Source organism: Nonomuraea endophytica (genome assembly GCF_014203235.1).
GTDB classification, from domain to species: domain Bacteria; phylum Actinomycetota; class Actinomycetes; order Streptosporangiales; family Streptosporangiaceae; genus Nonomuraea; species Nonomuraea endophytica.
Window position 1 is genome coordinate 130,424 of record NZ_JACHIN010000011.1, and the last position, 21,815, is coordinate 152,238.

General features: G+C 73.7%; 23 protein-coding genes. 9 read left to right on the top strand and 14 right to left on the bottom strand.

What is annotated here, in order from left to right:
- Positions 1-88 precede the first annotated feature (88 nt).
- Positions 89-1,321 carry a macrolide family glycosyltransferase gene (locus HNR40_RS35345; protein ID WP_184969214.1) on the bottom strand — a complete coding sequence of 411 codons (1,233 nt, stop codon included), beginning with the start codon at positions 1,319-1,321 and terminating at the stop codon, positions 89-91.
- Positions 1,322-1,352: 31 nt separating this feature from the next.
- Between HNR40_RS35345 and HNR40_RS35350 the strand changes: the two genes are divergently transcribed.
- On the top strand, positions 1,353-2,399 hold the full coding sequence (locus tag HNR40_RS35350; RefSeq protein WP_184969216.1) for a tyrosine-type recombinase/integrase: 1,047 nt from the start codon (positions 1,353-1,355) through the stop codon (positions 2,397-2,399).
- Positions 2,400-2,623: 224 nt separating this feature from the next.
- Here the strand turns inward: HNR40_RS35350 and HNR40_RS35355 are convergent, their stop codons facing one another.
- Entirely contained in the window at positions 2,624-3,421 is a 798-nt protein-coding gene (locus HNR40_RS35355; protein ID WP_184969218.1) for a helix-turn-helix domain-containing protein, read from the bottom strand.
- Positions 3,422-3,540: 119 nt separating this feature from the next.
- On the opposite strand from HNR40_RS35355, the gene HNR40_RS35360 reads away from it, so the two are divergent.
- Entirely contained in the window at positions 3,541-3,948 is a 408-nt protein-coding gene (locus HNR40_RS35360) for a hypothetical protein (RefSeq protein WP_184969220.1), read from the top strand.
- On the opposite strand, the gene HNR40_RS35365 is transcribed toward HNR40_RS35360, so the two are convergent.
- Complete coding sequence (locus tag HNR40_RS35365) at positions 3,929-4,213, bottom strand: DUF6204 family protein (protein WP_184969222.1); 285 nt, start codon at positions 4,211-4,213, stop codon at positions 3,929-3,931. The genes HNR40_RS35360 and HNR40_RS35365 overlap by 20 nt on opposite strands.
- A complete protein-coding gene (locus tag HNR40_RS35370) occupies positions 4,201-4,851 on the bottom strand; it encodes a TetR family transcriptional regulator (RefSeq protein ID WP_184969224.1) in 651 nt (216 codons plus the stop codon). Before HNR40_RS35370 ends, HNR40_RS35365 begins: the two co-directional genes overlap by 13 nt.
- A 135-nt stretch (positions 4,852-4,986) precedes the next feature.
- On the opposite strand from HNR40_RS35370, the gene HNR40_RS35375 reads away from it, so the two are divergent.
- Both HNR40_RS35375 and HNR40_RS35380 read left to right on the top strand, forming a co-directional pair.
- Positions 4,987-5,466, top strand: coding sequence for a PH domain-containing protein (locus tag HNR40_RS35375; RefSeq protein ID WP_184969226.1), 480 nt, complete (start codon positions 4,987-4,989; stop codon positions 5,464-5,466).
- Positions 5,463-6,989, top strand: a complete 1,527-nt coding sequence (locus HNR40_RS35380; RefSeq protein WP_184969228.1) for a PH domain-containing protein — start codon at positions 5,463-5,465, stop codon at positions 6,987-6,989. Before HNR40_RS35375 ends, HNR40_RS35380 begins: the two co-directional genes overlap by 4 nt.
- Here the strand turns inward: HNR40_RS35380 and HNR40_RS35385 are convergent.
- Together HNR40_RS35385 and HNR40_RS35390 are read right to left on the bottom strand one after the other, a co-directional pair.
- Positions 6,931-7,893: a nucleoside/nucleotide kinase family protein gene (locus HNR40_RS35385; RefSeq protein ID WP_184969230.1), complete on the bottom strand. Its 963-nt coding sequence runs from the start codon at positions 7,891-7,893 to the stop codon at positions 6,931-6,933. The two genes, HNR40_RS35380 and HNR40_RS35385, sit on opposite strands and share 59 nt — an antisense overlap.
- A gap of 61 nt (positions 7,894-7,954) precedes the next feature.
- Entirely contained in the window at positions 7,955-8,314 is a 360-nt protein-coding gene (locus HNR40_RS35390) for a MerR family transcriptional regulator (RefSeq protein WP_184969232.1), read from the bottom strand.
- Positions 8,315-8,369: 55 nt separating this feature from the next.
- On the opposite strand from HNR40_RS35390, the gene HNR40_RS35395 reads away from it, so the two are divergent.
- Positions 8,370-9,530: an MFS transporter gene (locus HNR40_RS35395; RefSeq protein ID WP_184969234.1), complete on the top strand. Its 1,161-nt coding sequence runs from the start codon at positions 8,370-8,372 to the stop codon at positions 9,528-9,530.
- A 205-nt stretch (positions 9,531-9,735) separates the two neighbouring features.
- Here the strand turns inward: HNR40_RS35395 and HNR40_RS35400 are convergent, their stop codons facing one another.
- Positions 9,736-10,521, bottom strand: coding sequence for an SRPBCC family protein (locus tag HNR40_RS35400; protein ID WP_184969236.1), 786 nt, complete (start codon positions 10,519-10,521; stop codon positions 9,736-9,738).
- The gene (locus HNR40_RS35405) at positions 10,499-10,822 is read right to left on the bottom strand and encodes an ArsR/SmtB family transcription factor (RefSeq protein WP_184969238.1); all 324 of its coding nucleotides are present in this window, start codon (positions 10,820-10,822) and stop codon (positions 10,499-10,501) included. The genes HNR40_RS35400 and HNR40_RS35405 overlap by 23 nt, the downstream gene beginning before the upstream one ends.
- A 91-nt stretch (positions 10,823-10,913) precedes the next feature.
- On the opposite strand from HNR40_RS35405, the gene HNR40_RS35410 reads away from it, so the two are divergent.
- Positions 10,914-11,714 carry a MerR family transcriptional regulator gene (locus HNR40_RS35410; protein ID WP_312896635.1) on the top strand — a complete coding sequence of 267 codons (801 nt, stop codon included), beginning with the start codon at positions 10,914-10,916 and terminating at the stop codon, positions 11,712-11,714.
- On the top strand, positions 11,711-12,247 hold the full coding sequence (locus tag HNR40_RS56665; protein WP_184969242.1) for a GyrI-like domain-containing protein: 537 nt from the start codon (positions 11,711-11,713) through the stop codon (positions 12,245-12,247). The genes HNR40_RS35410 and HNR40_RS56665 overlap by 4 nt, the downstream gene beginning before the upstream one ends.
- A 21-nt stretch (positions 12,248-12,268) precedes the next feature.
- On the opposite strand, the gene HNR40_RS56670 is transcribed toward HNR40_RS56665, so the two are convergent.
- Complete coding sequence (locus HNR40_RS56670) at positions 12,269-13,246, bottom strand: DUF4037 domain-containing protein (protein WP_312896636.1); 978 nt, start codon at positions 13,244-13,246, stop codon at positions 12,269-12,271.
- A gap of 101 nt (positions 13,247-13,347) precedes the next feature.
- Positions 13,348-13,968 carry a YigZ family protein gene (locus HNR40_RS35425; protein ID WP_184969245.1) on the bottom strand — a complete coding sequence of 207 codons (621 nt, stop codon included), beginning with the start codon at positions 13,966-13,968 and terminating at the stop codon, positions 13,348-13,350.
- Between the two features lie 164 nt (positions 13,969-14,132).
- Here HNR40_RS35425 and HNR40_RS35430 point away from each other — a divergent pair, with 164 nt between their 5' ends.
- Entirely contained in the window at positions 14,133-15,350 is a 1,218-nt protein-coding gene (locus HNR40_RS35430; RefSeq protein ID WP_184969247.1) for an alpha/beta hydrolase, read from the top strand.
- Between the two features lie 10 nt (positions 15,351-15,360).
- Here HNR40_RS35430 and HNR40_RS35435 read toward each other — a convergent pair whose 3' ends face one another.
- On the bottom strand, positions 15,361-16,161 hold the full coding sequence (locus tag HNR40_RS35435; RefSeq protein ID WP_184969249.1) for a class I SAM-dependent methyltransferase: 801 nt from the start codon (positions 16,159-16,161) through the stop codon (positions 15,361-15,363).
- 155 nt (positions 16,162-16,316) lie between these two features.
- Between HNR40_RS35435 and HNR40_RS35440 the strand changes: the two genes are divergently transcribed.
- Entirely contained in the window at positions 16,317-16,907 is a 591-nt protein-coding gene (locus HNR40_RS35440) for a TetR/AcrR family transcriptional regulator (protein WP_184969251.1), read from the top strand.
- 16 nt (positions 16,908-16,923) lie between these two features.
- On the opposite strand, the gene HNR40_RS35445 is transcribed toward HNR40_RS35440, so the two are convergent.
- From HNR40_RS35445 to HNR40_RS35455, 3 genes are all read right to left on the bottom strand, one after another.
- The gene (locus HNR40_RS35445) at positions 16,924-18,555 is read right to left on the bottom strand and encodes a hydantoinase B/oxoprolinase family protein (RefSeq protein WP_184969253.1); all 1,632 of its coding nucleotides are present in this window, start codon (positions 18,553-18,555) and stop codon (positions 16,924-16,926) included.
- The gene (locus HNR40_RS35450; RefSeq protein WP_184969255.1) at positions 18,552-20,579 is read right to left on the bottom strand and encodes a hydantoinase/oxoprolinase family protein; all 2,028 of its coding nucleotides are present in this window, start codon (positions 20,577-20,579) and stop codon (positions 18,552-18,554) included. The genes HNR40_RS35445 and HNR40_RS35450 overlap by 4 nt, the downstream gene beginning before the upstream one ends.
- Before the next feature lie 72 nt (positions 20,580-20,651).
- Positions 20,652-21,767, bottom strand: coding sequence for an epoxide hydrolase family protein (locus HNR40_RS35455; RefSeq protein ID WP_246509788.1), 1,116 nt, complete (start codon positions 21,765-21,767; stop codon positions 20,652-20,654).
- Positions 21,768-21,815 lie beyond the last annotated feature (48 nt).

The following is a 21,815-nucleotide window of genomic DNA, read 5'->3' on the forward strand; positions in this document are numbered from 1 at the left end:
GCCCGCGGGTTCCGCGGGCCAGGCGTGTGCGTGGACCGGGCGTGTGGGCGGGCCGTACCTCATGGTGGGGTACGGCCCCGCCGCGGCGTCAGAGGGCGGCTTCGATGAGGTCGGCGGCGCGGTGGGCGCCGCCTTCGACGGTGAGTTCGTGGCGGGCGGCGGACAGCCGGGCGGCGACCCGCGGGTCGGTGGTGAGCTCGTGCAGGGCGGCGCGCAGCAGGCCGGGGGTGGCGGCGTCGGTGTCGATGCGGCGGGCCACGCCGAGCGCGACGAGATGGTCGGCGTTGGCGAACTGATCCACGCCCTGCGGCACCGCGATCATGGGGACGCCGCAGGCCAGGCCCTCGCTGGCGCCGCCCATGCCGGCGTGGGTGAGGAAGGCGCCGGCGTGGCGCAGGATGGCCAGCTGCTCGACCCAGGGGTGGACCTCGACGTTGGCGGGGATGGGGCCGAGGTCGGCGGCCGACAGGCGGCGGCCGATCTGCAGGATGACGTGCCAGCCGGGCAGGTCGCCGAAGGCGCGCAGGCAGGTGCGGTAGAAGGCGGGCTGGTCGGTGAAGGCCGAGCCGAGGGAGATGAGCAGGATCTTGCCGCCGCCGGCGGGTGGGGTCCAGGTGCCGCGTTCGCCCAGGCAGGGGCCGATGAAGGTGTAGACGTCGGGGTTGACCCGGTCGGCGTGGGGTTGCAGGGCGCGCGGGATGAGGACGAGGCAGCGGGGCGGGCGGCCGACGAAGTCGGCGTGCGGGGTGGCGATGCCCTCCTGGCGCAGCCACTGCTCGGCGCGGCGCTGGTAGCCGGCGCCCTCGGGGGTGGCATACAGCTGTTCGATCACGGGGGCCATGTCGGTCTCGTAGCCGTCCCAGGCGACGTAGGTGGGTGAGAGCTGGATGGCGGGGACGGCCCACTGTTCGGCCAGGACGCGGGCGGGTGCGGCGCCGATGTCGTACAGGAACAGGTCGGGGCGCCGGCCTTCGTAGGCGGCGCGCAGTTGCGGGGTCATGGAGACGGCGTCGCGCAGGAACAGGTCGAGCTGGGCGATGGTGTCCTCGGGCCAGGCCGTGTCCCGAGGCAGCAGCGAGGTGTAGGGGACGTGGGTGGCGCCGGCGGCTTCGACGGTGTCGCGGTAGGAGGGGGCGTTGGCGTAGGTGACGTGGTGGCCGCGGGCGGCGAGTTCGCGGATGACCTCCAGGCTCGGATTGACGTGCCCGGGTGCCGGGATGCTGACCATGGCGATGTGCGGCAAGGTGGTGTTCCCCCGGTGGAAGAGCGCTGATCGATTTTGTCGGTGCCGGTCGCTACCGTCGGCTGTGGATCTTTCCATACGGGCGTGCTATCGAGGCGGAGGTGGGCGGGTGCGGCCGGCGGAGCTCAACCGGTTGACGGTGGCGGAGGCGGCGGACCGCTATGTGGAGCTCGTGCGGGCCAAGACGGTGACCGGGGCGCTGTCACCGGCCACGGCGGAGGTCTACGCCCGCGACGTGGCGACGCTGGTGGCGCTGGCCGGAGACGGGGCCGTGCTCGACGATCTGAGCGGCGAGGACGTCGACGCGGTCCTGCTGGCGTTCGCCCGCAAGCCGGACGGGCGGCGCTCACCCGAGGGCGGGCAGGCGGTGCGGGCGGCGCCGGGCACGTCGCTGCAGAGCGCCTCCTCGCAGGCGCGGTTTCGCCGGTCGATCTCGGCGTTGTTCAAGCATGCGACGCTGGCCGGGTGGGTGCAGATCAACCCGATGGCCGCAGTGACGGTCAGCGCCCGCGAACGCGGCGGGCTGCGGGCCGAGCGGCGGGCCCTGACCCGTGAGCAGGCCCAAGGGCTGATCGGGGCGGCGCGGGAGCTGGGCGGGCAGGAGGCCGAGGGGCGGCGGGATCAGCGCATGCCGCTACGCGACGGGCTGATCGTGCTGCTGCTGGCGGCAGTGGGGCCGCGGGTGTCGGAGCTGGTGCGGGCCAACGTCGAAGACTTCTACACCAATGACGGGGTGCGCTACTGGCGGATCTTCGGCAAGGGCGGGCGTACCCGGGACGTGCCGTTGCCGGAAGGGGTGGCGGCGGCACTGGAGGCGTACCTGCTCGGTGAGCGGGGGGCGGGGCCCGCGCAGGAGAAGGCGCTGCTGTTGTCGTGGCGGGGGCGGCGGCTGGCGCGCGGGGACGTGCAGGCGGTGATCGACCGGGTGCAGGCCCGCGTCGATCCGGAACGGCGACGGTCGGTGACACCGCACGGACTGCGCCACACCACGGCCACGCATCTGCTGGCCGACGCGGTCGACATGGACGCGGTACGCCGGGTGCTGGGCCACAGTGACCTGTCGACGCTGGGCCGCTACCGCGATGAGCTGCCGGGTGAGCTGGAGGTGGCCATGCGCGCCCACCCGCTGCTGCGCGCTCCCAAGCCGCCGGGCTGAGGGGGTGGCGATCCGGCTTGCCGGGACAAGGCACACGCACGAGGACTCCGCCTGGGGGCTGCGCGCTCAGAGTCGCCCGGCTGAGAGGGCGAACCGGGCGACGGCCGGGCCGGGGGCTGCTGTTGCGCGCGCGGCGATGACGCAGGCGAAGACGAGCCCGGCCGGTGATCCTGACCGCGCCGCAGAAGGCCGCGTCGTAGAGAGGGCTGGGGCGCGGTCGTGGCTCAGGGGTGGCCGGCCAGGTGGCGTAGGGCGGCGGCGGTGGTTTCGTCGAGGGGGTAGAACAGCTCGATCGCCAATTCCGAGAGCGTCACGTCGGCCGGGGAGCCGAACGTGGCCATGGTGCTGAACATCGACAACTCCCCCAGCGGCGTGCGCACCCGCAGCGGCACCTGGATCGGCCCGGCAGCGAGCTCCTCCTGCCCATCGTCGTCGTGGTGGCCTTCGGGCGCCGGGTAGCGGCTGACCTCCTCATACAGCTCCCGCAGCTCCGCGTCCCCGGCATCGGCCTGACGGCGCAGCCGCCGCAGGAACAACGACCGCACCTGCCCGTAGTTGACCAGCCGCCCCGCCAGGCCGCCGGGGTGCAGGGTCAGCCGGAACACGTTCGGAGCCCCGGCAGCCAGGTCGGGGTCGACGCCGTCCATGAGCACGCCCATGGCGGTGTTGCCCGCCACGACGTTCCACAGCCGGTCCACCACCACCGCCGGATACGGCTCGTGCGCGCTCAGCATCGTCTGCAACGCGGCGCTGATGGCCGCCATGCCCTCCTCCCCCAGGCGGCTCTCCCGGTAGGCGGGCGCGTACCCGGCGGCCAGCAGCAGCGTGTTGCGCTCGCGCAGCGGCACCTCCAGGGCCTCGGCCAGGCGCAGCACCATGGCCCGGCTCGGCCGCGAGCGGCCCGTCTCCACATACGACACGTGGCGGGCGGAGGTCTCGGCCAGCAGCGACAGTTCCAGCTGGCTGACCTTGCGCCGGCGCCGCCACTGGCGCAGCAGCGCTCCGGTGTGGGAGTCGTTCATGCTGTGGAGGATAGCCAGCGCCCGGACATGACCTGGGAGGTTATTGAGGTCATGACGTGCCGGCTGGCAGCCTCGGCAGCGGGCCCCGGCGTGCGGGAGCCCGCGGAAGGAGCGCCGTGATGGATGGACGAGGCCAGGAGTTGCTGCGGACCGTGCTGCGCGTCGACGGGTGGAGCACGGCGGTGTTCGGGATGGTCATGCTGGCGCTGGCGGGACCGCTCAGCGGGCCGCTGGGGCTGCCGGTGACGTGGGCGGTGCCGTTCGGGGTGGCGATGCTGGGCGGGGCGGCCGCGCTGGGGCTGATCGCCGGCTATCCGCGCATCCCCGCCCGGCTGGCGGCGATGGCGGTGGCCGGCAACGGGATGTCGGCGGTGGCGATGCTGGCCCTGGTGGCCTCGCCGCTGCTGCCGCTGACCGCACTGGGGGTGGCGTTCATGCTGGTGGGCGCGCTCGTGGTCGCCGTCTACGCGGTGCTGGAGTTCGCGGGGCTGCGCCGGGCGCGCCCGCTCACCGCCGCCGGATCCTGACCTGCCGCAGGTCGGTCACGGCGAGTTTCAGCACCCGGTACGGCAGGCCGTGCGCGGCCAGCGCCTCCAGGGCCGCCTGCCCGGCCTCGGCCTCGCCGTCGTCGTCTTCGGCGGCCACCTGGCAGCGGAAGGTGAAGGCGGCCATGGTGGCGTCGTGGGTGAAGGTCCCCTCGCGGGTGTAGGCGGGCCCGGCCGCGGCCTCGACCGCCGCCCTGGCCCGCTCGTCGAGGGGCCCGAAGCTGCCTCGCACGGTCACACGGAACATGATGGTTCGTCCTTTCGTCCGGCATAGCCGAGCACCGGCTCCGCCAGCGCGGACTCGGCCGCGTCCAGGAGGTCGAGCACGGCGCCGGCGATCTGGCCGGGCGGCTGACCGGCGGCCACGCGGGCGCCGATCTCGGTGTAGACCAGCGCGTGCACCGCTCCGAGCTGCCAGGCCACGACCCGTGCGCCCAGCCGGTCACCGGGCTGTTCGCCGGCCAGCTGGGCGGCCAGTTTCTCGTTCATCTGACGGCCCAGCTCCTCCAGCCGGGCGGTCAGGGTGGGCGCGGCGCGCATCATGAGGAAGACCGGGCCGAACCCCTCGCTCAGGCCCAGGCTCCGATCGCGCCGCCGTACCTCATCACGCAGGTGGTCGAGCACGGCGCGGGCGGCGCTCACCCCGGCCGGGCGGGCGGCCACGATCGCGGCCAGCCGGCCCGGCGAGGCCTGTTCCGGCGGCAGGACGAGGTCCTCCTTGGCCGGGAAGTAGTTGTAGACGGTGTTGACCGCCACCTCGGCCGCCGCGGCGACCTCGGCGACGGTGACCGCGTCGAAGCCGCGCTCGACGAACAACGCCATGGCCACCTGCGACAGATGGCGGCGGGTGCGCTGCTTCTTGCGTTCACGCAGGCCTTCACTCACGAAAGAAAATCTAACCACACTCTCTTTTTGCCATGCACTCCAATATTTTCTGCCGTGGGGGTGTACCTAGCTCCACCCCCGCTGTGCGTTCAGCCGGATTCCGCCCCACCTGCCCGGATCTCTACCGTTGCCGTCATGGACACTCTGCGACCGCCCAGCCGAAGCCCCGACGAGCGCGCGTTCGGCTGGTGGCTGGCCCAGGCCCTGGTGAGCGTGCTGCCGCCCGTGCTGCTGCTGGTGCTCCTCGCCGTGCTGATCACACCCGCCCGCCGCTGGCTGCTGCTGGCCGCCGCCATCCTGGCCATCCCCGGCCTGATCTACATCGTGGCGATGCCCCCGTGGCGGATGCGCGTGCACCGGTGGGAGGTGGCGCAGGAAGCGGTGTTCACCCGCGCCGGATGGGTGCGCGAGCAGTGGCGGATCGCGCCCATGGAACGCATCCAGACCGTCGACACGCTACGCGGGCCGCTGCAGCAGCTGTTCGGGCTGTCCAGCGTGGTGGTGACCACCGCCTCGGCCGCCGGGGCACTGACGATCGACGGCCTCGACCACGAGGACGCGCGGCTGCTGGCCGAGGACCTGGCCGCCCGCGCCCGGGGCGGAGACGCCGCATGAACCCCGAAACCGGCCCGCCCTGGCGGCGGCTGGACGTGCGCATCATCTGGGTCGCGGCCGCCTGGTGCGTCGGCGCGATGGCGGCCGCGCTGGCGGTGCTGTGGTGGCGCGAGGCGCCCTGGTGGCTGAGCGCGCCGGTCCCGCTGGTGCTGGCCGGCGTCGGCTACGAAGCGCTGCTGTGGGCCAAGACCCGCTACCGGCTGACGGCCGAGCACATCGAAGTGCGCACCGGGGTCCTGCTGCGCCGCCACCGCGCCATCCCCCGCGCCCGCGTGCGCAGCGTCGAACTGAGCGCCAACCCGCTGCACCGCGTGTTCTCCCTGGCGGTGGTCAAGGTCGAGACCGGCCACCGTACCTCCTCCGACCAGCAGGCCGCCCTCACCCTCAACGCCCTGCCCCGCACCGAGGCCCAGGCGCTGCGCGCGGCCCTGGTCCGCCGCGACGGCGCCGGCCAGGACCAGGTGATCGCGCTCGGTCAGCGCCGCTGGCTGCGGCTCGCGCCGCTGACGTTCGCCACCCCGGCGCTCGGCCTCGGCGCGCTCGGCGCCACCTACCAGGGCCTGGACATGCTCGGCTACGACCCCGACACCGTCCTGATCCCCCGTCTCATCGAATGGCTCGGCGCCCGCCCCGACCTGCCGGCCCTCGCCTCCCTCACCGCCCTCGGGCTCCTGCTGATCGGCATCGCCGCCACCCTCGCGCTGGCCACCGAGACCTGGTGGAACTTCCGCCTGGTCCGCGAATCCGACGGCGGCCTGCGCGCCACCCGCGGCCTGTTCGTCACCCGCTCGGCCACCCTGCAGGAGGATCGCCTGCAGGGCGTCGAGATCGCCGAACCGCTGCTGCTGCGCTCCGCCGGCGCCGCCTACACCTACGCCGTCATCACCGGCTCCGGCAGCGCGGAAGAGGAGATGCGCGCCTTCAACGCCGCCGCCCTGCTCCCGCCCGCCCCGATCGCCCACGCCCACCACGTCGCCGCCAACGTCCTGCGCGAACCCGACAACCCCGCCCGCACCGTCCGCCTCCTGCCACACCCGAGGCTCGCGCTGACGCGGCGCGTGCGCTGGGCACTCCTGGCCGCCGCCGCCCCGGGCGCCCTCCCGGCGGCCCTCGGCGCATGGCTGTGGACGCCCCTGCTCACGCTCGCCTGGATCGCCGCACTCATCGCCGGCGCGAGCGGACTGCTCCTGGCCCGCGACGCCTACCGCAACCTCGGCCACGGCCTGACCGGCCGCTACCTGGTGACCCGCCACGGCACCCTCAAACGCCGCACGATCGCCCTGCGCCGCGACGGGGTGATCGGCTGGACGTTCACCCAATGGTCCTGGCACCGCCGCTCCACCCTGTGCCGGCTCAGCGCCACCACCCCGGGCGGGCGCGGCGTCTACCACGTCAAGGACGTGTTCATGGGCGAGGGCGTGCGCTTCGCCGAACAGGCCCTGCCCGGCCTGCTGACCCCCTTCCTCACCGGCTCCCCCGCCACGCGGCCTGCAGCACCAGTTCTGCCACCCGCGACGGGGTGAGCCCGTCGGTGTCCACGTGCACGTCCCCCACACCGGCCCGCCGCAGGTCCCGCGCCTGCCGCGCGGCCCGCCCGGCCCACCCCCGCACCTCTTCCGGGGTACGGCCCGCAAGATCGTCACCCGGGATCGCGGGCCCCTGACCCAGGGCGCGCAGCCGCAGCCGTTCGGCCAGGGCGGCGGGCCCGGCGTCCAGACGGCACACCGTGACGGCTGTGCCCGGCAGCGCTGCGGCGTAGCGGGCCAGGGTGTCACGATCATCAGCGGGACCCGCGACGACCAGGCACTCGGCCCCGGCACTGCGATGAACCGACCACAGAGCCGCCAGCGTCTGACCGGCGACGGCCGGATCGACACCCGTCCCGGGACCCAGGAAGCTGATCTGCCGCAGATCGACGTAGGCGGCCCGGACACCGGAGGCCAGCACCCGGCGGAAGACCTCATACCCGGCGGTCGAGACCCCGGCCCCGCGCGCCCCGCACAGCCACACCACCTCGCCACCTTCGCCATGGGCATGGGCGCCTGCCGGGCCTCCGGCGATGGCCCGAGGCCCGGATGGTGTCGTGGCCAGGTGGAGCACGCGGTCGGCCACACCCACCCGCAACCGCACCCGCACCACCCCCGCCGGCAGAGCGGGCCCGTAGGGGAGCACATCATCAGCGGTGTCCACGTAACCCGACACCACCAGCCACCCCGCCCCGGCCGCCTCGAAGACCGGCCACAACGCCGCCAGCGCCCGCGCCCGCGCATGATGGGTGCCATCCGGCGGCGGAGGATGGACCAAGCTGATCTGATCGGTGTCCAGGTACGCCGCCCGCACACCGGCACGGCCCAACCGGGCGAAGATCTCGAACCCGGCCGCCGACTTACCCACCCCCGACGGCCCGCACAACCACACCACGCGCATCCGGCCGACCGTAGCCAGACGGCCGGGACACCTTCCACCGGTTTTCAGCACCAAAGGGGGGTCAGCCGCGGACGGTGGACAGGTAACGCAGGAGCGCGTCGCGGTTGCGGGCCAGGCAGTCGATACGGGCCGTGATGCGGTCGGCCTCGGCCTGCAGGAGCTCAGCCAGCTCCGGAGTGAGGCACTGCGGACGCAGGTGGATGTCACCGGCGTCCAGGAACGGCAGAATACGCCGGATGATCTCCGTGGTGAGGCCGGAGTCGAGCAGGCCGCGGATCTGCTGCACCCGGTAGACCGCCGCCCCGCCATACAGGCGGTAGCCGTTGCCGGCCCGCTCGGGCTCCAGCAGGCCCTGCTCCTCGTAGTAGCGCAGCATCCGGGCCGGCACCCCGGTGCGCCGCGACAGCTCGCCGATCCGCATGCCGTCCCCCCGCCCGTTTGCCTTCACACTGATGTGAAGGTTTCACGATAGCCGCATGTCCACCACGCGGCTTCCCGCGGGGGCGCTGGCGGCGCTGTCGTGCGCGGCCTTCACCGCCGTCGTCACCGAACTCCTGCCCGCCGGCCTGCTGCCCCAGCTCAGCGGGGAGCTGTCGGTATCGCCCGGCCAGGCGGGCTTCCTGGTCACCGGCTACGCGCTCACCTCGTTCCTGTCGGCGATCCCGATCACCGCGGCGGTCCGCTCACTACCACGCCGGCCCGTGCTGCTCGTGGTGCTGGGCTGCTTCGCGCTGCTGAACGCCGCGACCGCGCTGTCGTCGTCGTATCCGCTGACGTTCGTGCTGCGATTGCTGGCCGGGGTGGCGGGCGGCACGCTGTGGGCCATGCTCGTCGGCTACGCGGCCCGCCTGGTGCCGGCCGAACGGCGCGGGCGGGCCATCGCGATCGTCTCGGCGGGAATCACGGTGGCCTTGTGCGCGGGACTGCCGGCCGGCAGCGCGCTGGCACAGGTGGCCGGGTGGCGGGCCGCGTTCGGGGCGCTGGCCGTCGCGGCGGCGCTGCTGGCGATCTGGGTGGCGCGGGCGGTGCCGCCGGTGCCCGGCCAGGCCGCGGCCCGGCGGCTGCCGCTGCGGTCGGTGGCCGCGTTGCCGGGGGTGCGGGGCTGGCTGTCGGTGACGCTCGTCGTGCTGCTCGCCCACCAGGCCGTCTACACCTACCTCGCGCCGCTCGCCCGGCGGGCCGCGATGGAGGCGGGCGGGGTGCTGCTGGTGTTCGGGGCGGCGACGGTGGCCGGGGTGTGGCTGACGGGGGTGTTCATCGACGGGCGGCTGCGGGCGGCGCTGGTCGCCGCGCTCGTGGGGGTGGGCGCGGCGATGGCCGGACTCGGCGCCGCCGGCACCTCGCCCGCGGTGGTGCTGGTGGCGGCCGCGGTGTGGGGGCTGGCGTTCGGCGGGGTGCCGACGCTGCTGCAAAGCGCCCTCATCGAACGCACCCGCGCCCCCAACGCCGACGTCGCCACCGCCCTGCAGACCACCGTCTACAACGCCGGCATCGCCGCCGGATCACTGACCGGCGGGCTGCTGCTGGAGTCCGCGGGCGCGTGGGCGCTGCCGTGGACCGCGCTGGCCCTGGTGGCTGCGGCGCTGGCCGCGATAACGGTCCTCGGCCGCGAGCGAACCACTCTCCTGACGTGCTGAGCCCCTCGGGCGACCCGTCCGTCACAGACCTGCCTATCCCTTACGGCAAGCCGCCCCCACCCCACCCGCCGACGCCGGCGCGCGCAGATCGGGGGGATCGCTGCTCACGTCGCACGGGCCGGGCGCCGCAACGGCGCCCGGCCACCACCCGGACCGGCACCCCCACCCGGACCACCCCTGAAGCGGCCAGGCAGGTCCAGGCTCCTCAGGCAGGAGGCAGGTCCGACAGGTCGTTAGCCAGGTGTTCGATGTGGCTGCGCCAGACCGCGGCGCCGGCCGCCCCGGTGTCGGTGACGACGAGGCGCGGGCCCTGCCCGGTGCCCTCGGCCAGCTCCCAGCGGACGGTGCCGGCCGCCGTGCCGTACTCCAGAAGCTTGTCGCCCTCCAGCGCGCTCACCACGCCCGCACTCACCCCGCCCGGCACGAACGCGGCCGGCGGCGGCGCCCCCAGACGGGCGCCGTCACCCGACAGATACCGCCACGCCTGGGCGGCGGGACGGGTGAGCTGGCGCTCATAGCGCACGCCCGGCCGGTGCGGGCGCACGCCGTCGAGGCCCAGCAGCGCCACGAAGTCCTCGTGCAGGTGCGCGCTGTCACGCTCGGCGGCCACCGGACGGCCGTCCAGAACCGCCGCCATCGCCCGCACGCAGGTGTGCCACCCGGCGGCGAAACTGGCCGCCCCGAACCGGTCCCCGAACGTATGCGTGAGCGTCAGCACACTGGCCTCACCGTCGGGGCGGATCTCCCAGCGCAGCTCGTCCTCACCCCAGGTGTGCACGAACAGGCGCGGCGGGTCGAACGCCAGCACGCGCCCCTCGGGACCGACGTCGTAGACGACCCTCTCGCCCTCCACCCGCATCTCCGCCGGAAACCACTGCCGCACCTCCCCGGGCTCGGTCAACGCGCGCCACACCCGCTCGGGCGGATGCGGCAGGCGGCGTTCCATGTGCAGGCTGGTGCGGGCGCCGTCACTGCTCAGGCGATCGTGCATCACGGTCCTCCATCGTCTCCAGGTGGGCTTCGAGCGCGTCCAGCCGCGCCGTCCACAAGCCCCGGTACGGGGCCAGCCACGCGTCGATCTCGGCCAGCGGCTGCGCGCGCAGCTCATACCAGCGGCGCTGGGCGTCCTTGCGGACCACGACCAGGCCCGCCTCCCGCAGCACCCGCAGGTGTTTGGAGGTGCCGGGCTGACTCAGACCGGTCCGCTCGGCCAGCTCCCCCACCAGCCGCGGCCGCTCGCGCAGCAGGTCGAGAATCTGCCTCCTGACCGGCTCGGCGAGCACCTCGAACATGCCACGAGTATACGCCGACAGTTATATAACGCAACCGGCATATTCAAGGCCGGTGGACTCTCCCCCCACCGGAGAGACCATCCTGGAACACGTGGACGCAGACCTCATGCCGATCGGGCAGTTCGCCCGCCTGAGCCGCCTGAGCATCAAACAACTCCGGCACTACGCCGAACTCGGCCTTCTCCCCCCGGCCCACGTCGACCCCGACACCGGCTACCGCTACTACCACCCCGCCCAAGCCCGCCACGCCCTCACCATCGGCCTGCTGCGCTCCCTCGACGTCCCCCTGGCCACCGTCGCCGACGTCCTGACCGGAGCCACCACCGCACTCGACCACGTACGCCACGACCTCGAAGCCGAACTCGACCGCCGCCGCCGCACCCTCGCCTCCCTCGAACGCCTCATCACCGACGGCCTGCCCGGCGCCCCCGTCCGCCTCACCACCGAACCCAGCCGCACCGTCCTGCTCACCCGCGAACACGCCGCAGGCCCCAACGACATCCCGCGCGCCACCAGCGCCGCCATCGCCCGCCTGCTGACCGCCGCCCCCACCCAGCGCCCGCCCGAACTCACCGCCCTGTTCCCCATCGACCTCGACGACCACATCGACATCACCGCCACCCTCGCCCTCACCCCCGGCGAGGCCCCATCACCCGCCCCCGGACTCGAACGCGCCCTCCTGCCCGGCGGCACCTTCGCCAGCGCCACCCACACCGGCCCCTACGACCAGATCTCCCTCACCGCCCACGCCGTCCTGGCCTGGTGCGCCGAACGCGGACACCCCCTGACCGGCCCCATCCGCGAGGTCTACATCTCCGACCCCGCCACCACCCCGCCCGACCGCCTCCTGACCCACCTCATGATCCCCATCGACCCCGAGGAGCACCCATGACCCCCACCCGCACCACCCACGGCCCCGTCACCTGCCTCAACGTCACCGGCATCGGCGCACCCGGCGGCCCCGAACACATCAGCGCCATCCACGCCCTGCACACCCTCGCCATCACCCTCGCCACCGGCCACGGCCCCCTCGAAGGCCAATGGTGGGTCGAAGACGACCGGCCCCCGCTCACCGTCCCCCGCGACCAGTGGCGCTGGCACCTGCTCATCAGCCTGCCCGCCGTACCACAACCGGGAGAACTCGAACGCGCCCGCGAAGCCGCCCGCCCCTCAGGCGCCCCCGTCGACCGCGTACGGCTGGCCACCCACACCGAAGGCGACTGCGTCGAAATGCTCCACGAAGGCCCCTACAGCGACGAACCCCGCACCCTCCAGCACATCACCGCCTACATGCGCGAACACCACCTCCACCCCAACGGCCCCCACCACGAGATCTACCTGACCCCGCACGACCACCCCCACCCCCGCACCCTCCTGCGCCAGCCCGTCCGCCCAGCCCACAACCCAGCCATCAGCCAAGCCTGAAGGCCTGAAGGCGCGACAAGCTCAAGCAGCCCGCAACGCCGCCTCCGTCACCGCCCGCGCCACCCCGGGACGACGCACCACCGCCACCCCATCCGACAACTGATCCACACACCCCACCACCGGCAACGCCGCCACCTGCGGATCCGACACCGCCGCGAGCAACGCCCCCGCGAACCGCTCCCCGCCGATCACCAGGAACGGCCGGTCGTGAAACCCCCGCACCCGCGCGTCCAACGGCTCGGCCAGCCCCATCCGGTTCTGCACCGCCGCCACCCGGCTATAGGCCCGCGCCAGCCCCGCCTCCCGCTCCCGCCACGAACGCGCCCCCACCGCCACCGCCAGCGCCTCACCCAGCTCCGCCGACCCCGGCACCCGCGCCAGCGCACTACCCAGCCACTTCGCATACGGCGGATACCGCCGCCGCAGCAACAACGCCAGCCGCATCACCTCACGCACCAGCCCGGCCCCCACCACCGCCGAACCCAGCTCGTCCCCCACCTCACCACACCGCCCGGGAAACGGCTCCTCCTGCGCGATCCGCATCCACTGACACGCCAGCACATACCGCCACACATCCCGCGGATACCAGCTCAACGCCGCCCGCGCCGCCTCCAGCTCCCCCAGCCCGTCATGGAAGACCTCCCCGCCCGTCACCTCCGCCAGGCTCTGCCACGGCACCGACAACCAGTCCATCACCGACACCCCGCCACGCGGATCGAACCCCAGCACCTCCTCCAGCCAGCCGCCCAGCTCACACACCCGCACCCCCGGCCCCGACCGCCCCCGATAGCCGAACACCGTCGGATACCCGCCGAAGCGCTCCGGCAGCCCCGCCGCCACCGCGGCCCGCACTGCCGCCACATCCCCGCCCGCGACGAACACCAGCACCCTCGGCCCCCAGTCATGGTCGGCCGAACGTTCGGTGTCGAACGCCAGCACCTCGGAACCGGGGCCGATCAGCGCGGCACTGTGCGGAACGGCCCCGACCAACGGAGCCACGACCTCGCCATAGAAGGCACGGGACAACTCAAGACCAGGCACGAAATCGGACATCATTCGTCAACTCTGCCTGACCCGCTGCCAAAGCTCACCCCAATATTTCAGCCCGGCACGTGGACGGCCTGCCCGGCCTCCACCAGCGCCCGCCCGGCCGTCAGCGCCGCCACCCAGTCGCCGAACGCCGCCACCTCATCGGCGCCCACCGCCACCGAGAACACCACCGACGCCCCATAGGCCACCTCGCCCACCGCATACCGCGAAGCACGCAGATCGTTCTCCACCCGGCCCGCCTGGTCGTGCGCCACCGACACCCGCATCAGCCGGGCCGGCACCATCCGCACCGGCTCGGCGCGGTCGAGCGTCTCGGTCACCGCCGAACCGTAAGCGCGCACCAGGCCGCCCGCCCCGAGCAGCACCCCGCCGAAGTAGCGCGTCACCACCGCCACCACGTCGCTGAAACCCCGCCCGACGAGCGCCTGCACCATCGGCGTGCCCGCCGTGCCGCCCGGTTCGCCGTCGTCGTCGCCCTTCTGCACGCTCTGCCCGATCACATAGGCGGTGCAGTTGTGCGTGGCCGACGGATGCAGCCGCCGCCGCCCGGCGATGAACGCCTGCGCCTGCTCCACACTCGCCGCGGGACTGATCGCGCAGAGGAAGCGCGAGCGCCGCACCTCGTTCTCATGCTCGATGAGGGTTTTGAGGGTGAGGTACGGCTGAGCCATCACCCCAGTCTATCGCCTTTACAAAGTAGATCAACTACCGGAACCCCGCCGCACGGCGGGGACCACGCCGGTCCTGGCGGAGGAGCCGCCGGGCGCGCTCTCAGGGCCAAGGCCGGGGTCGCTCCCGATGCCCCGCCACCCCCGCGACGAGGATCTTTGTCGCCATGCTCATCTTCCTGCGCCGCGCGGCGGGCGTCCTGGCCGCCCTGCTGGCGTCCGTCCTGGCCGTCGCGGCCGCCGCCTTCGCCTTCCTGGCCGCGGCCTCCGTCACCGCGTCCCTGCCCCTGCTGTACGCGGCTGCCGCCACCGTCTGCCTGCTCACCGCGTTCCTGCTCGGCCGCCTGGCCCTGCGCCCGCTGACCCGCAAGGCCTGGCGGGCGGCGGCCTGGTTCGCCCTGGCCGTCACCGCCCTGTCGGCGGCCGGGGCCTGGGCGCTGGTCCTGCGGCCGTGGCCGGTGCCGCCGGCCGCCGCCGATCCGGCGCACGTGCGCTACTGGGACCTGCCCACCGGCTCCCGCATCGCCTACGCCCACCAGCGCGGCGGGGCGCGGCCGTACCCGGTGATCTTCCTGCACGGCGGGCCGGGAACGGCCGGCGAAGGCCTGCCCGAAGGCGCCGCCGACCTGGCCGCCGACGGCTTCGACGTCTACGCCTACGACCAGCTCGGCGCGGGCCGCTCCAGCCGCCTGGCCGACGTCACCGGCTACACCGTCGGCCGCCAGGTCGCCGACCTGGAGGCGATCAGGAACCTGCTCGGCGCGCCGAAGCTGATCCTCGTCGGCCGTTCCTGGGGCGCCACGCTGAGCGCCGCCTACCTGGCCGCCCACCCCGGCCGGGTCGCCAAGGCCGTGTTCGTCTCCCCGGGCGCGCTGTGGGCGCCGGCCGCGGGGGAGATCGGCGAGCCGTGGAACCGCCTGACCCCCGAGCAGGCCCGCCGCCGCGACGACCTGCTCGGCGACCCCCGCATGATCGCCCTGTCCCTGCTGCTGGAGAACTCCCCGGCCGCCGCGCACGCCCTGGTCCCCGACCGCGAGGCCGACACCCGGATGCGCGAACTACTCCTGACCGGCAAGGACGCCACCACCTGCCCCGGCGCCCCGCCCGCCCCCGCGCACGGCAACGCGCCCGGCTTCTACGCCAACCAGTTCACCGTCGCCGACACCCTGCGGGTGCCCGACCCCCGGCCGCGCCTGCGCCAGGTCCGCGTGCCCGCGCTCATCCTGCGCGGCACCTGCGACTACGTGCACCCGCACATCGCCGCCGCCTACCGCGACACCCTGCCCGCCGCCCGCCTGGTCGAGGTCCAGAACGCCGGGCACGGCATCGCCCACGAACAACCCGCCGTCTACGTCCGCCTCCTGCGCGGCTTCCTCACCCCATAGAGCGGCTCCCTCACCCGGTGAGGCGCGTGGCCAGCACGGCGACGCTCGTGTAGCGCATGGTGAACGTGCCGCCCAGCCGGTCGACCGCGGCCCCGGCGCCCTCCAGCAGCTCGGCCACCAGCTCCGGCCGCAGGCGGGTGAACATGCCGGAGGTGGGCAACTGGTCCAGCCACTGCTCGCGGGTGCACGGCGCCTGCCAGTCCTGACGCCACCGCTCGGGCTCGCCGAAGCCGCCCGCCTCGGCGATGCCCCCGGCCGCGGTGGCCAGCATCGGCGCGTACGGCTCGCCCCGGCCGGCCCAGGCCCGAGGGTCGAACGGCGAGTCGGGCACCAGCCGCACGTGCAGGTCGGCCAGCGCCTCCGACAGCTCGGCCGGCGGCTGGGCGACGTTCCAGAACACGGCCAGCACACCCCCCGGCCGCAGCACACCGGCCGCCTTGGCCGCACCGGCGACCGGGTCGACCCAGTGCCAGGCCTGGGCGGCGGCGACCGCGTCGAACACCCGCCCATCGGCCTGCCAGTCCTCGAACGTGGCCACCTCGACCTCCACGCCGAGCCGCCGCGCCATGGCGGCCATGCGGGCGTCCGGCTCGACGCCCAGCACCCGGCGCCCGGCCGCCTGGAACTGGCGGGAGGCGATCCCGGTGCCACAGCCGACGTCCAGGACGGCCGGCCCGGCGGCGGCGACGCGCTCGACCAGGGCCTCGGGGTAGCGGGGCCGGGCGCGGTCGTAGCGCTCGGCGTCGTTGCCGAACGACTCGGCGATCTCACGATGCTCATGGGGCTCCCGCCCCGGCGATATAGTGGGCATGCGCCCACACTAGTGGGCGCTCGCCCACTCAAGCAACGTCGTTCACTCACAGCGATGCCGGCACCCCAGGGACGCCGGCACCCCAGGGACGCCGGCACCCCAGGGACGCCGGCGCCACGAAGAGATGTCAGCGCCACCATCAGAGGAGACCCGCGATGCCCACCGGAGTGGCCCTGCGCGACGCGCGCGAGCAGCTGTTCGAGGCCGCCGAGCGCATCCTGCTGCGCACCGGCCCGCACGGGCTGACCAGCCGCGCCGTCACCACCGAAGCCGGCTGCGCCAAGGGCGTCCTGCACCGTCACTTCGCCGACTTCGACGACTTCCTGGCCGCCCTCGTCCAGGACCGCATCGCCCGCCTCGACGCCCAGGCCGCCGCCCTGCGCGCGGCAGCGGGCACCGCGACCGTCACCGGCAACCTCGCCGCCGCGCTCACCGAGCTGTTCGGCCCGGTCGCGGTCGCCGTCGTCGGCCTCGTCACCTTCCGCGACGACCTGCGCGCCCGCCTGCGCCAGAGCACCCCGCACGGGCTGCCGCTGCTCAGCGAGGCCACCGCCATGCTCGCCGGCTACCTCGCCGCCGAACGCGACCAGGGCCGCATCGCCGAAGGCGCCGACCCCGGCACGCTCGCGCCCACTCTCGTCGGCGCCGGCCACCTGCTCTACGCCGACCGCACCGGCCCCCCGCCCACGACCGAGACCGTGCACGCCATGGTGGCCTCCGTCCTGACCGGCGCCACCACCGAGTAACCCCGCGGCAAAACGGTCAGGAGTCGCCGACCATGCCCTGGGCCACGTCCTCGGCGTGCGCCGAGGGAGCGCGCCGCTCGGGCGGGCCGTAGCCGCCGCCACCACCCGACTCGCACCGCAGCACGTCTCCGGCCGCCACCGGCAGGGCGTTGACCTTCAGCATGGCACGCTCGCCGGCCGTACCCGGATTGAGGACCACGCGCGGGGGAGCGCCCGCGCCGCCGCCCGCCAGACCCCACGCCGGCGTGACCGAGCGCTCGAACCACAGCGACAGCGAGGTGTCGCCGAGGAACTCGTACTCGCGCACCACGCCGTTGCCGCCCCGCCACTGCCCCGCGCCCCCGGTGCCCGGCCGCATCGCGTAGCGGGTGACCCGCACCGGGAACAACGTCTCCAGCACCTCGATCGGCATGTCCCGCAGCGACCCGTTGACGTTGTTGATCAGCGCCGACTCACCGTCGCCGCCCTCCCACGCGCCCCAGCCGCCGACGGTCGCCTCCTGCGAGACGTACATCGTGCCGGTGCGCGGATCGGTCCCGGTGAACTGCACGATGAGCGAGTCGCCGTAGGAGGCGGCCGCGGCCCGCTCCGGCAGCACCGGCGCCAGCGCCTTGACCACCAGGTCGATGAGCAGCCCCAGATGGGAGTAGTAGTACTGGCAGGCCGCAGGGGAGCGGGCGGCCAGCATGCTGCCCGGCCGCGTCACCACCTCCAGCGGGCGGAACGAGCCGCCGTTCAGCGGCACCTCGCCGCTGACCAGCAGCTTGTACGCCACCCGCACCGCCGCCACCGCCTGGGCCGCGCCGCAGTTGACCGGGCCGCTCGCCTGGTCGGCGCAGTCGGTCAGGTCGACCGCGATCCGCTCACCCGCCACCGTCACGGTGACGTTGACCGGCAGCGGACGCTCCAGCGTGATCCCGTCGTTGTCCAGATGGCCGCCGGCGGTGTAGACGCCGTCGGGGATGGCGGCGATCGCCTGCCGTTCCAGCCGCTCGGTCTGGGCGAAGATCTCATCGCGCGCGGCCATCACCGTCTCCACCCCCCAGCGCGCCACGATCTCCGACAGCCGCCGCTGACCGGTCATCGCGCACGCGACCTGGGCGCGCATATCGCCGAGTGTCGCGTGCGGGAAGCGTACGTTGCGGGCGATGACCTCGTGCAGGTCACGGCACGGCCGCCCGCCCTCGTAGATCTTCACCGGGCCCAGCCGCAGCCCCTCCTGGAAGATCGAGGTGGAGTCCATGCTGCCACCCGGGTCCTTCGAGCCCACGTCCAGCCAGTGCGCCCGCGACGCGGCGAACCCGGCCAGCTCCCCGTCGGCGAAGATCGGCCCGTAGACGGTGACGTCGTTGAGGTGGGTGCCGCCGATGTAGGAGTCGTTGAGCACCCACACATCGCCCTCGCGCCACACCTGCCGCCCATACAGGCGCTCGGTCTCGCGCGTGCACACCTCCAGGTTGCCCAGGAAGATCGGCAGCCCGGACGACTGGCCGAGCACCTGGTGCTCGCGGTCCAGCAACGCGACCGCGCAGTCCTTGGCCTCGTAGATGACGGGGGTGTAGGAGGAGCGGATGAGGGTGGTGTTCATGTCCTCAGCCGCCTGCAGCAGGGCGCAGCGGATGATTTCGGTGGTGACGGGGTCGATCACAGAGAGTTCACCTTGATCAGGAGGAAGCCGTTGACGTCGACGGTGGCCCGGCAGCCGGGCGGGATGACCGTGGTCGCGGTCTCCTCGACCACGATCGCCGGCCCCGCCAGCTCGCCGTCCAGGTCCGCGCGGCGCAGCACCGGCGTGCGGTGCGCCTCGCCGTTGAAGATCACATCTCGTACGGCCGGCGCCTGCGCCCGGCCGGCCACCTGAGGCGCGGCCGAGGTCTTGGGAAAGGTGCCGAACCCGGTGCTGCGCAGCATGACCAGCTCCACCGGCGCCTCCGGCGTGGCATGGCCGTAGCGCCCGGTGTGCGCCTCGGCGTAACGCGCGGCCAGCGCGGCGAGAAAGCCGGGCTCGCCCGGCTCGGCGGCGTCGCGCAGGGGGATGGTCAGCGTGTAGTCCTGGCCCTCGTAGCGCATGTCGACCGCGTGCTCGACCCGCCGCCGGTCCTCGGGCACGCCCTGCCCGGCCAGCGCCGTCAGCGCCTGCTCTTCCAGCTCCCGCAGCCGCGCCGCCATCTCGCCGCCGTCCACGCCGGCCTGCGGCCGGAAGAACGGGTGGGTGAGGTCGCGGCGCACGTCGGCCTCCAACATCCCCCACGCCGAGAACGCCCCCGGAAAGCGCGGCACCACCACGTCGGTGATGCCCAGTTCCCGGGCGATGAACGCCGCGTGCATGGCCCCGGCCCCGCCGAAGGCCACCAGGGTGAACTCCCTCGGCTCCACCCCGTGCTCGACCGTCAGCGTGCGGATCGCCTGGGCCATCTTGGCGTTGGCCACCTCGCACACGCCCTCGGCCAGCCGCAGCGGCTCCATGCCGAGCTCACCGGCCAGGTCCGCGATCGCCCTTTCGGCCGCGCCGGTGTCCAGCGTCATCAGGCCGCCCGCGAACCAGGCCGGATCGACCCGGCCGAGCACCAGGTTGGCGTCGGTGACGGTGGCCCGGGTGCCGCCACGGCCGTAACAGGCCGGACCGGGTACGGCTCCCGCCGACTCCGGGCCCACCCGCAGCGCCCCCGCCTCGGCGTAGGCCAGCGAACCGCCGCCCGCGCCGATGGTGTGCAGGTTCACGATCGGCATCAGCACCGGGTAGCCCTCGATGCGCGCCTCGGCGCTGACGTCGGGCCGCCCGCCCACCACCAGGGAGACGTCGAAGGAGGTGCCGCCCATGTCCACGCAGATGGCGTTCCCGCCGCCCAGCAGCCGCGCCGCCGCCACCCCGCCCATCGTGCCGCCGACCGGGCCCGACAGCAGCGTCTGCAGCGGGCGGCGCATCGCGTACCCGGCGTTGACCAGCCCGCCGGAGGACTGCATGACGTGCACCGGCACGCCGAGCCCGCGCCCGGCGAAGCGCTCCTGGATGCCGGCCAGGTAGCGGCGCACGACCGGGCCGGTGTAGGCCTCCAGAACGGCGCTGGAGGTGCGCTCGTACTCGCGCCACTCGCGCGCCACCTCGTGGCTGAGCACGACCAGCACGTCCGGGCCGAGCTCCTCGCGCAGGATCTGGCCCGCGCGGATCTCGTGGGCGGGGTTGGCGTAGGAGAACAGCAGGCTCACCGCCACCGCGTCGAAGCCCTCCTCGCGGGCCCGGCGGGCGGCGTGCCGTACCGCGGGCTCGTCCAGGGGCGTGAGCTCCTCGCCGCGCCAGTCCAGCCGGCCGGCGGCCTCCATGATGTCGGCGCGCGGCACCAGCGGGACGGGCTTGCGGTAGCGCAGGTCGAACATGCGCTCGCGGTTACCGCGGGCGATCTGGTAGACGTCGCGGGCGCCGCCGGAGGTCAGCAGCAGCACGCGGGCGCCCTTGCGCTCCAGCAGGGCGTTCAGGCCCTGCGTGGTGCCGTGGACGAAGAAGGAGATGCGCGCGGGCTCGGCGACGACGCGGCCGAGGGCGTTGAACACGCCCTCGGCCAGGTCGCCGGGGGTGGAGGGGGCCTTGGCCGCCACGACGGCGCCACTGCGCTCGTCATAGCAGACAACGTCGGTGAAGGTGCCGCCGATGTCCATCGCGACTCGATACGTCATGCCCCGCACCGTATGCGGAACCCGGACCCGCGCGCTGTGCGGGGTGCACAGCGAAGGGCCGGGTTCCGGGCGTCATGCCCTGAGCTGGGTGAAGAACTCCCGCACGTCGCTGACGTAGGCCTGCGGCTGCTCCAGCGCGGCGAACGTGCCGCCCCGCTCGTGCTCGATCCACGCCACGACGTTGTTGTCGCGCTCGGCGAAGCGGCGGATCGGGCGCAGGATGTCGCGCGGGAAGACCGAGATCGCCGTCGGCACCGTGGCGGGCTTCAGCTCCCACTCCACCGTGGTGTCCTGCTCGGTGTCGGGCGTCTCGACGAACGAGCGGGCCGCAGAGCCCGCCGTGTTCGTCAGCCAGTAGATCATGGTCGTGGTCAGCAGCCGGTCGCGGTCGACGCCGCCGTCGCTCCACTCGTGGTAGACGCTGGCGAACCAGGCCAGCAGCGCCACGGGGGAGTCGGCCATGCCGTAGGCGAACGCCTGCGGGCGGGTGGACTGGATGAGCTTGTAGCCGTACTGCTCGTGCTGGTAGGCCTCGCGGAAGGCCATGCGCTCGGTCTCGGTCGCGGTGAGGTCGTCCATCTCGCCGGGCAGGCCCAGCGGGAAGCAGATCAGGCCGTTGCCGTGCATCCCGACGACCCTCTCGGGCGCCAGCACGCCGACCTCGCGCGAGATCCACGTGCCCCAGTCGCCGCCCTGCACGCCGAACTTCTCATAGCCCAGGCGCGACATCAGCTCCAGCCACGCTCCGGCGATGCGGGTGGCGCCCCAGCCCATCTCCCGGGTCGGACCGGACAGGCCGTATCCCGGCAGCGACGGGATGACCAGGTGGAACTCGCGCGCCAGCGGCGCGATGACGTCCAGGTACTCCACCGGCGAGCTGGGCCAGCCGTGGGTGATCAGCAGTGGCAGCGCGTCGGGGCGCGGGGAGCGCACGTGCAGGAAGTGCACGTTCTGGCCGTCGATCTCGGTGGTGAACTGCGGGTGGGCGTTGAGTTCGGCCTCGGCGGCGCGCCAGTCATAGCCGGTACGCCAGTACGCGACGAGGTCCTTCAGCTCGGCCAAAGGCACTCCGAGGCGCCAGCCCTGGCCGGGCACCTCGTCGGGCCAGCGGGCCAGGTCGAGCCGCGTGCGCAGATCGTCCAGGTCGGCGGCGGGGACGGCGAGGGTGAAGGGCTGGATGAGGGTCAAGGCGTAATCCTCCATAGTTTCGGTACGCTGTACCGTACACCATACGGT

What these genes read in the sequence shown, in the direction of transcription:
- HNR40_RS35400 (WP_184969236.1), bottom strand. Translation starts at nt 10,521, where the DNA reads ATGCACGATCGCCTGAGCAGTGACGGCGCCCGCACCAGCCTGCACATG.
- HNR40_RS35375 (WP_184969226.1), top strand. Translation starts at nt 4,987, where the DNA reads ATGGACACTCTGCGACCGCCCAGCCGAAGCCCCGACGAGCGCGCGTTC.
- HNR40_RS35435 (WP_184969249.1), bottom strand. Translation starts at nt 16,161, where the DNA reads ATGCCCACTATATCGCCGGGGCGGGAGCCCCATGAGCATCGTGAGATC.
- HNR40_RS35380 (WP_184969228.1), top strand. Translation starts at nt 5,463, where the DNA reads ATGAACCCCGAAACCGGCCCGCCCTGGCGGCGGCTGGACGTGCGCATC.
- HNR40_RS35365 (WP_184969222.1), bottom strand. Translation starts at nt 4,213, where the DNA reads ATGTTCCGTGTGACCGTGCGAGGCAGCTTCGGGCCCCTCGACGAGCGG.
- HNR40_RS35425 (WP_184969245.1), bottom strand. Translation starts at nt 13,968, where the DNA reads ATGGCTCAGCCGTACCTCACCCTCAAAACCCTCATCGAGCATGAGAAC.
- HNR40_RS35360 (WP_184969220.1), top strand. Translation starts at nt 3,541, where the DNA reads ATGGATGGACGAGGCCAGGAGTTGCTGCGGACCGTGCTGCGCGTCGAC.
- HNR40_RS56665 (WP_184969242.1), top strand. Translation starts at nt 11,711, where the DNA reads ATGACCCCCACCCGCACCACCCACGGCCCCGTCACCTGCCTCAACGTC.
- HNR40_RS35405 (WP_184969238.1), bottom strand. Translation starts at nt 10,822, where the DNA reads ATGTTCGAGGTGCTCGCCGAGCCGGTCAGGAGGCAGATTCTCGACCTG.
- HNR40_RS35450 (WP_184969255.1), bottom strand. Translation starts at nt 20,579, where the DNA reads ATGACGTATCGAGTCGCGATGGACATCGGCGGCACCTTCACCGACGTT.
- HNR40_RS35390 (WP_184969232.1), bottom strand. Translation starts at nt 8,314, where the DNA reads ATGCGGATCGGCGAGCTGTCGCGGCGCACCGGGGTGCCGGCCCGGATG.
- HNR40_RS35440 (WP_184969251.1), top strand. Translation starts at nt 16,317, where the DNA reads ATGCCCACCGGAGTGGCCCTGCGCGACGCGCGCGAGCAGCTGTTCGAG.
- HNR40_RS35385 (WP_184969230.1), bottom strand. Translation starts at nt 7,893, where the DNA reads ATGCGCGTGGTGTGGTTGTGCGGGCCGTCGGGGGTGGGTAAGTCGGCG.
- HNR40_RS35355 (WP_184969218.1), bottom strand. Translation starts at nt 3,421, where the DNA reads ATGAACGACTCCCACACCGGAGCGCTGCTGCGCCAGTGGCGGCGCCGG.
- HNR40_RS35395 (WP_184969234.1), top strand. Translation starts at nt 8,370, where the DNA reads ATGTCCACCACGCGGCTTCCCGCGGGGGCGCTGGCGGCGCTGTCGTGC.
- HNR40_RS35430 (WP_184969247.1), top strand. Translation starts at nt 14,133, where the DNA reads ATGCTCATCTTCCTGCGCCGCGCGGCGGGCGTCCTGGCCGCCCTGCTG.
- HNR40_RS35345 (WP_184969214.1), bottom strand. Translation starts at nt 1,321, where the DNA reads ATGGAAAGATCCACAGCCGACGGTAGCGACCGGCACCGACAAAATCGA.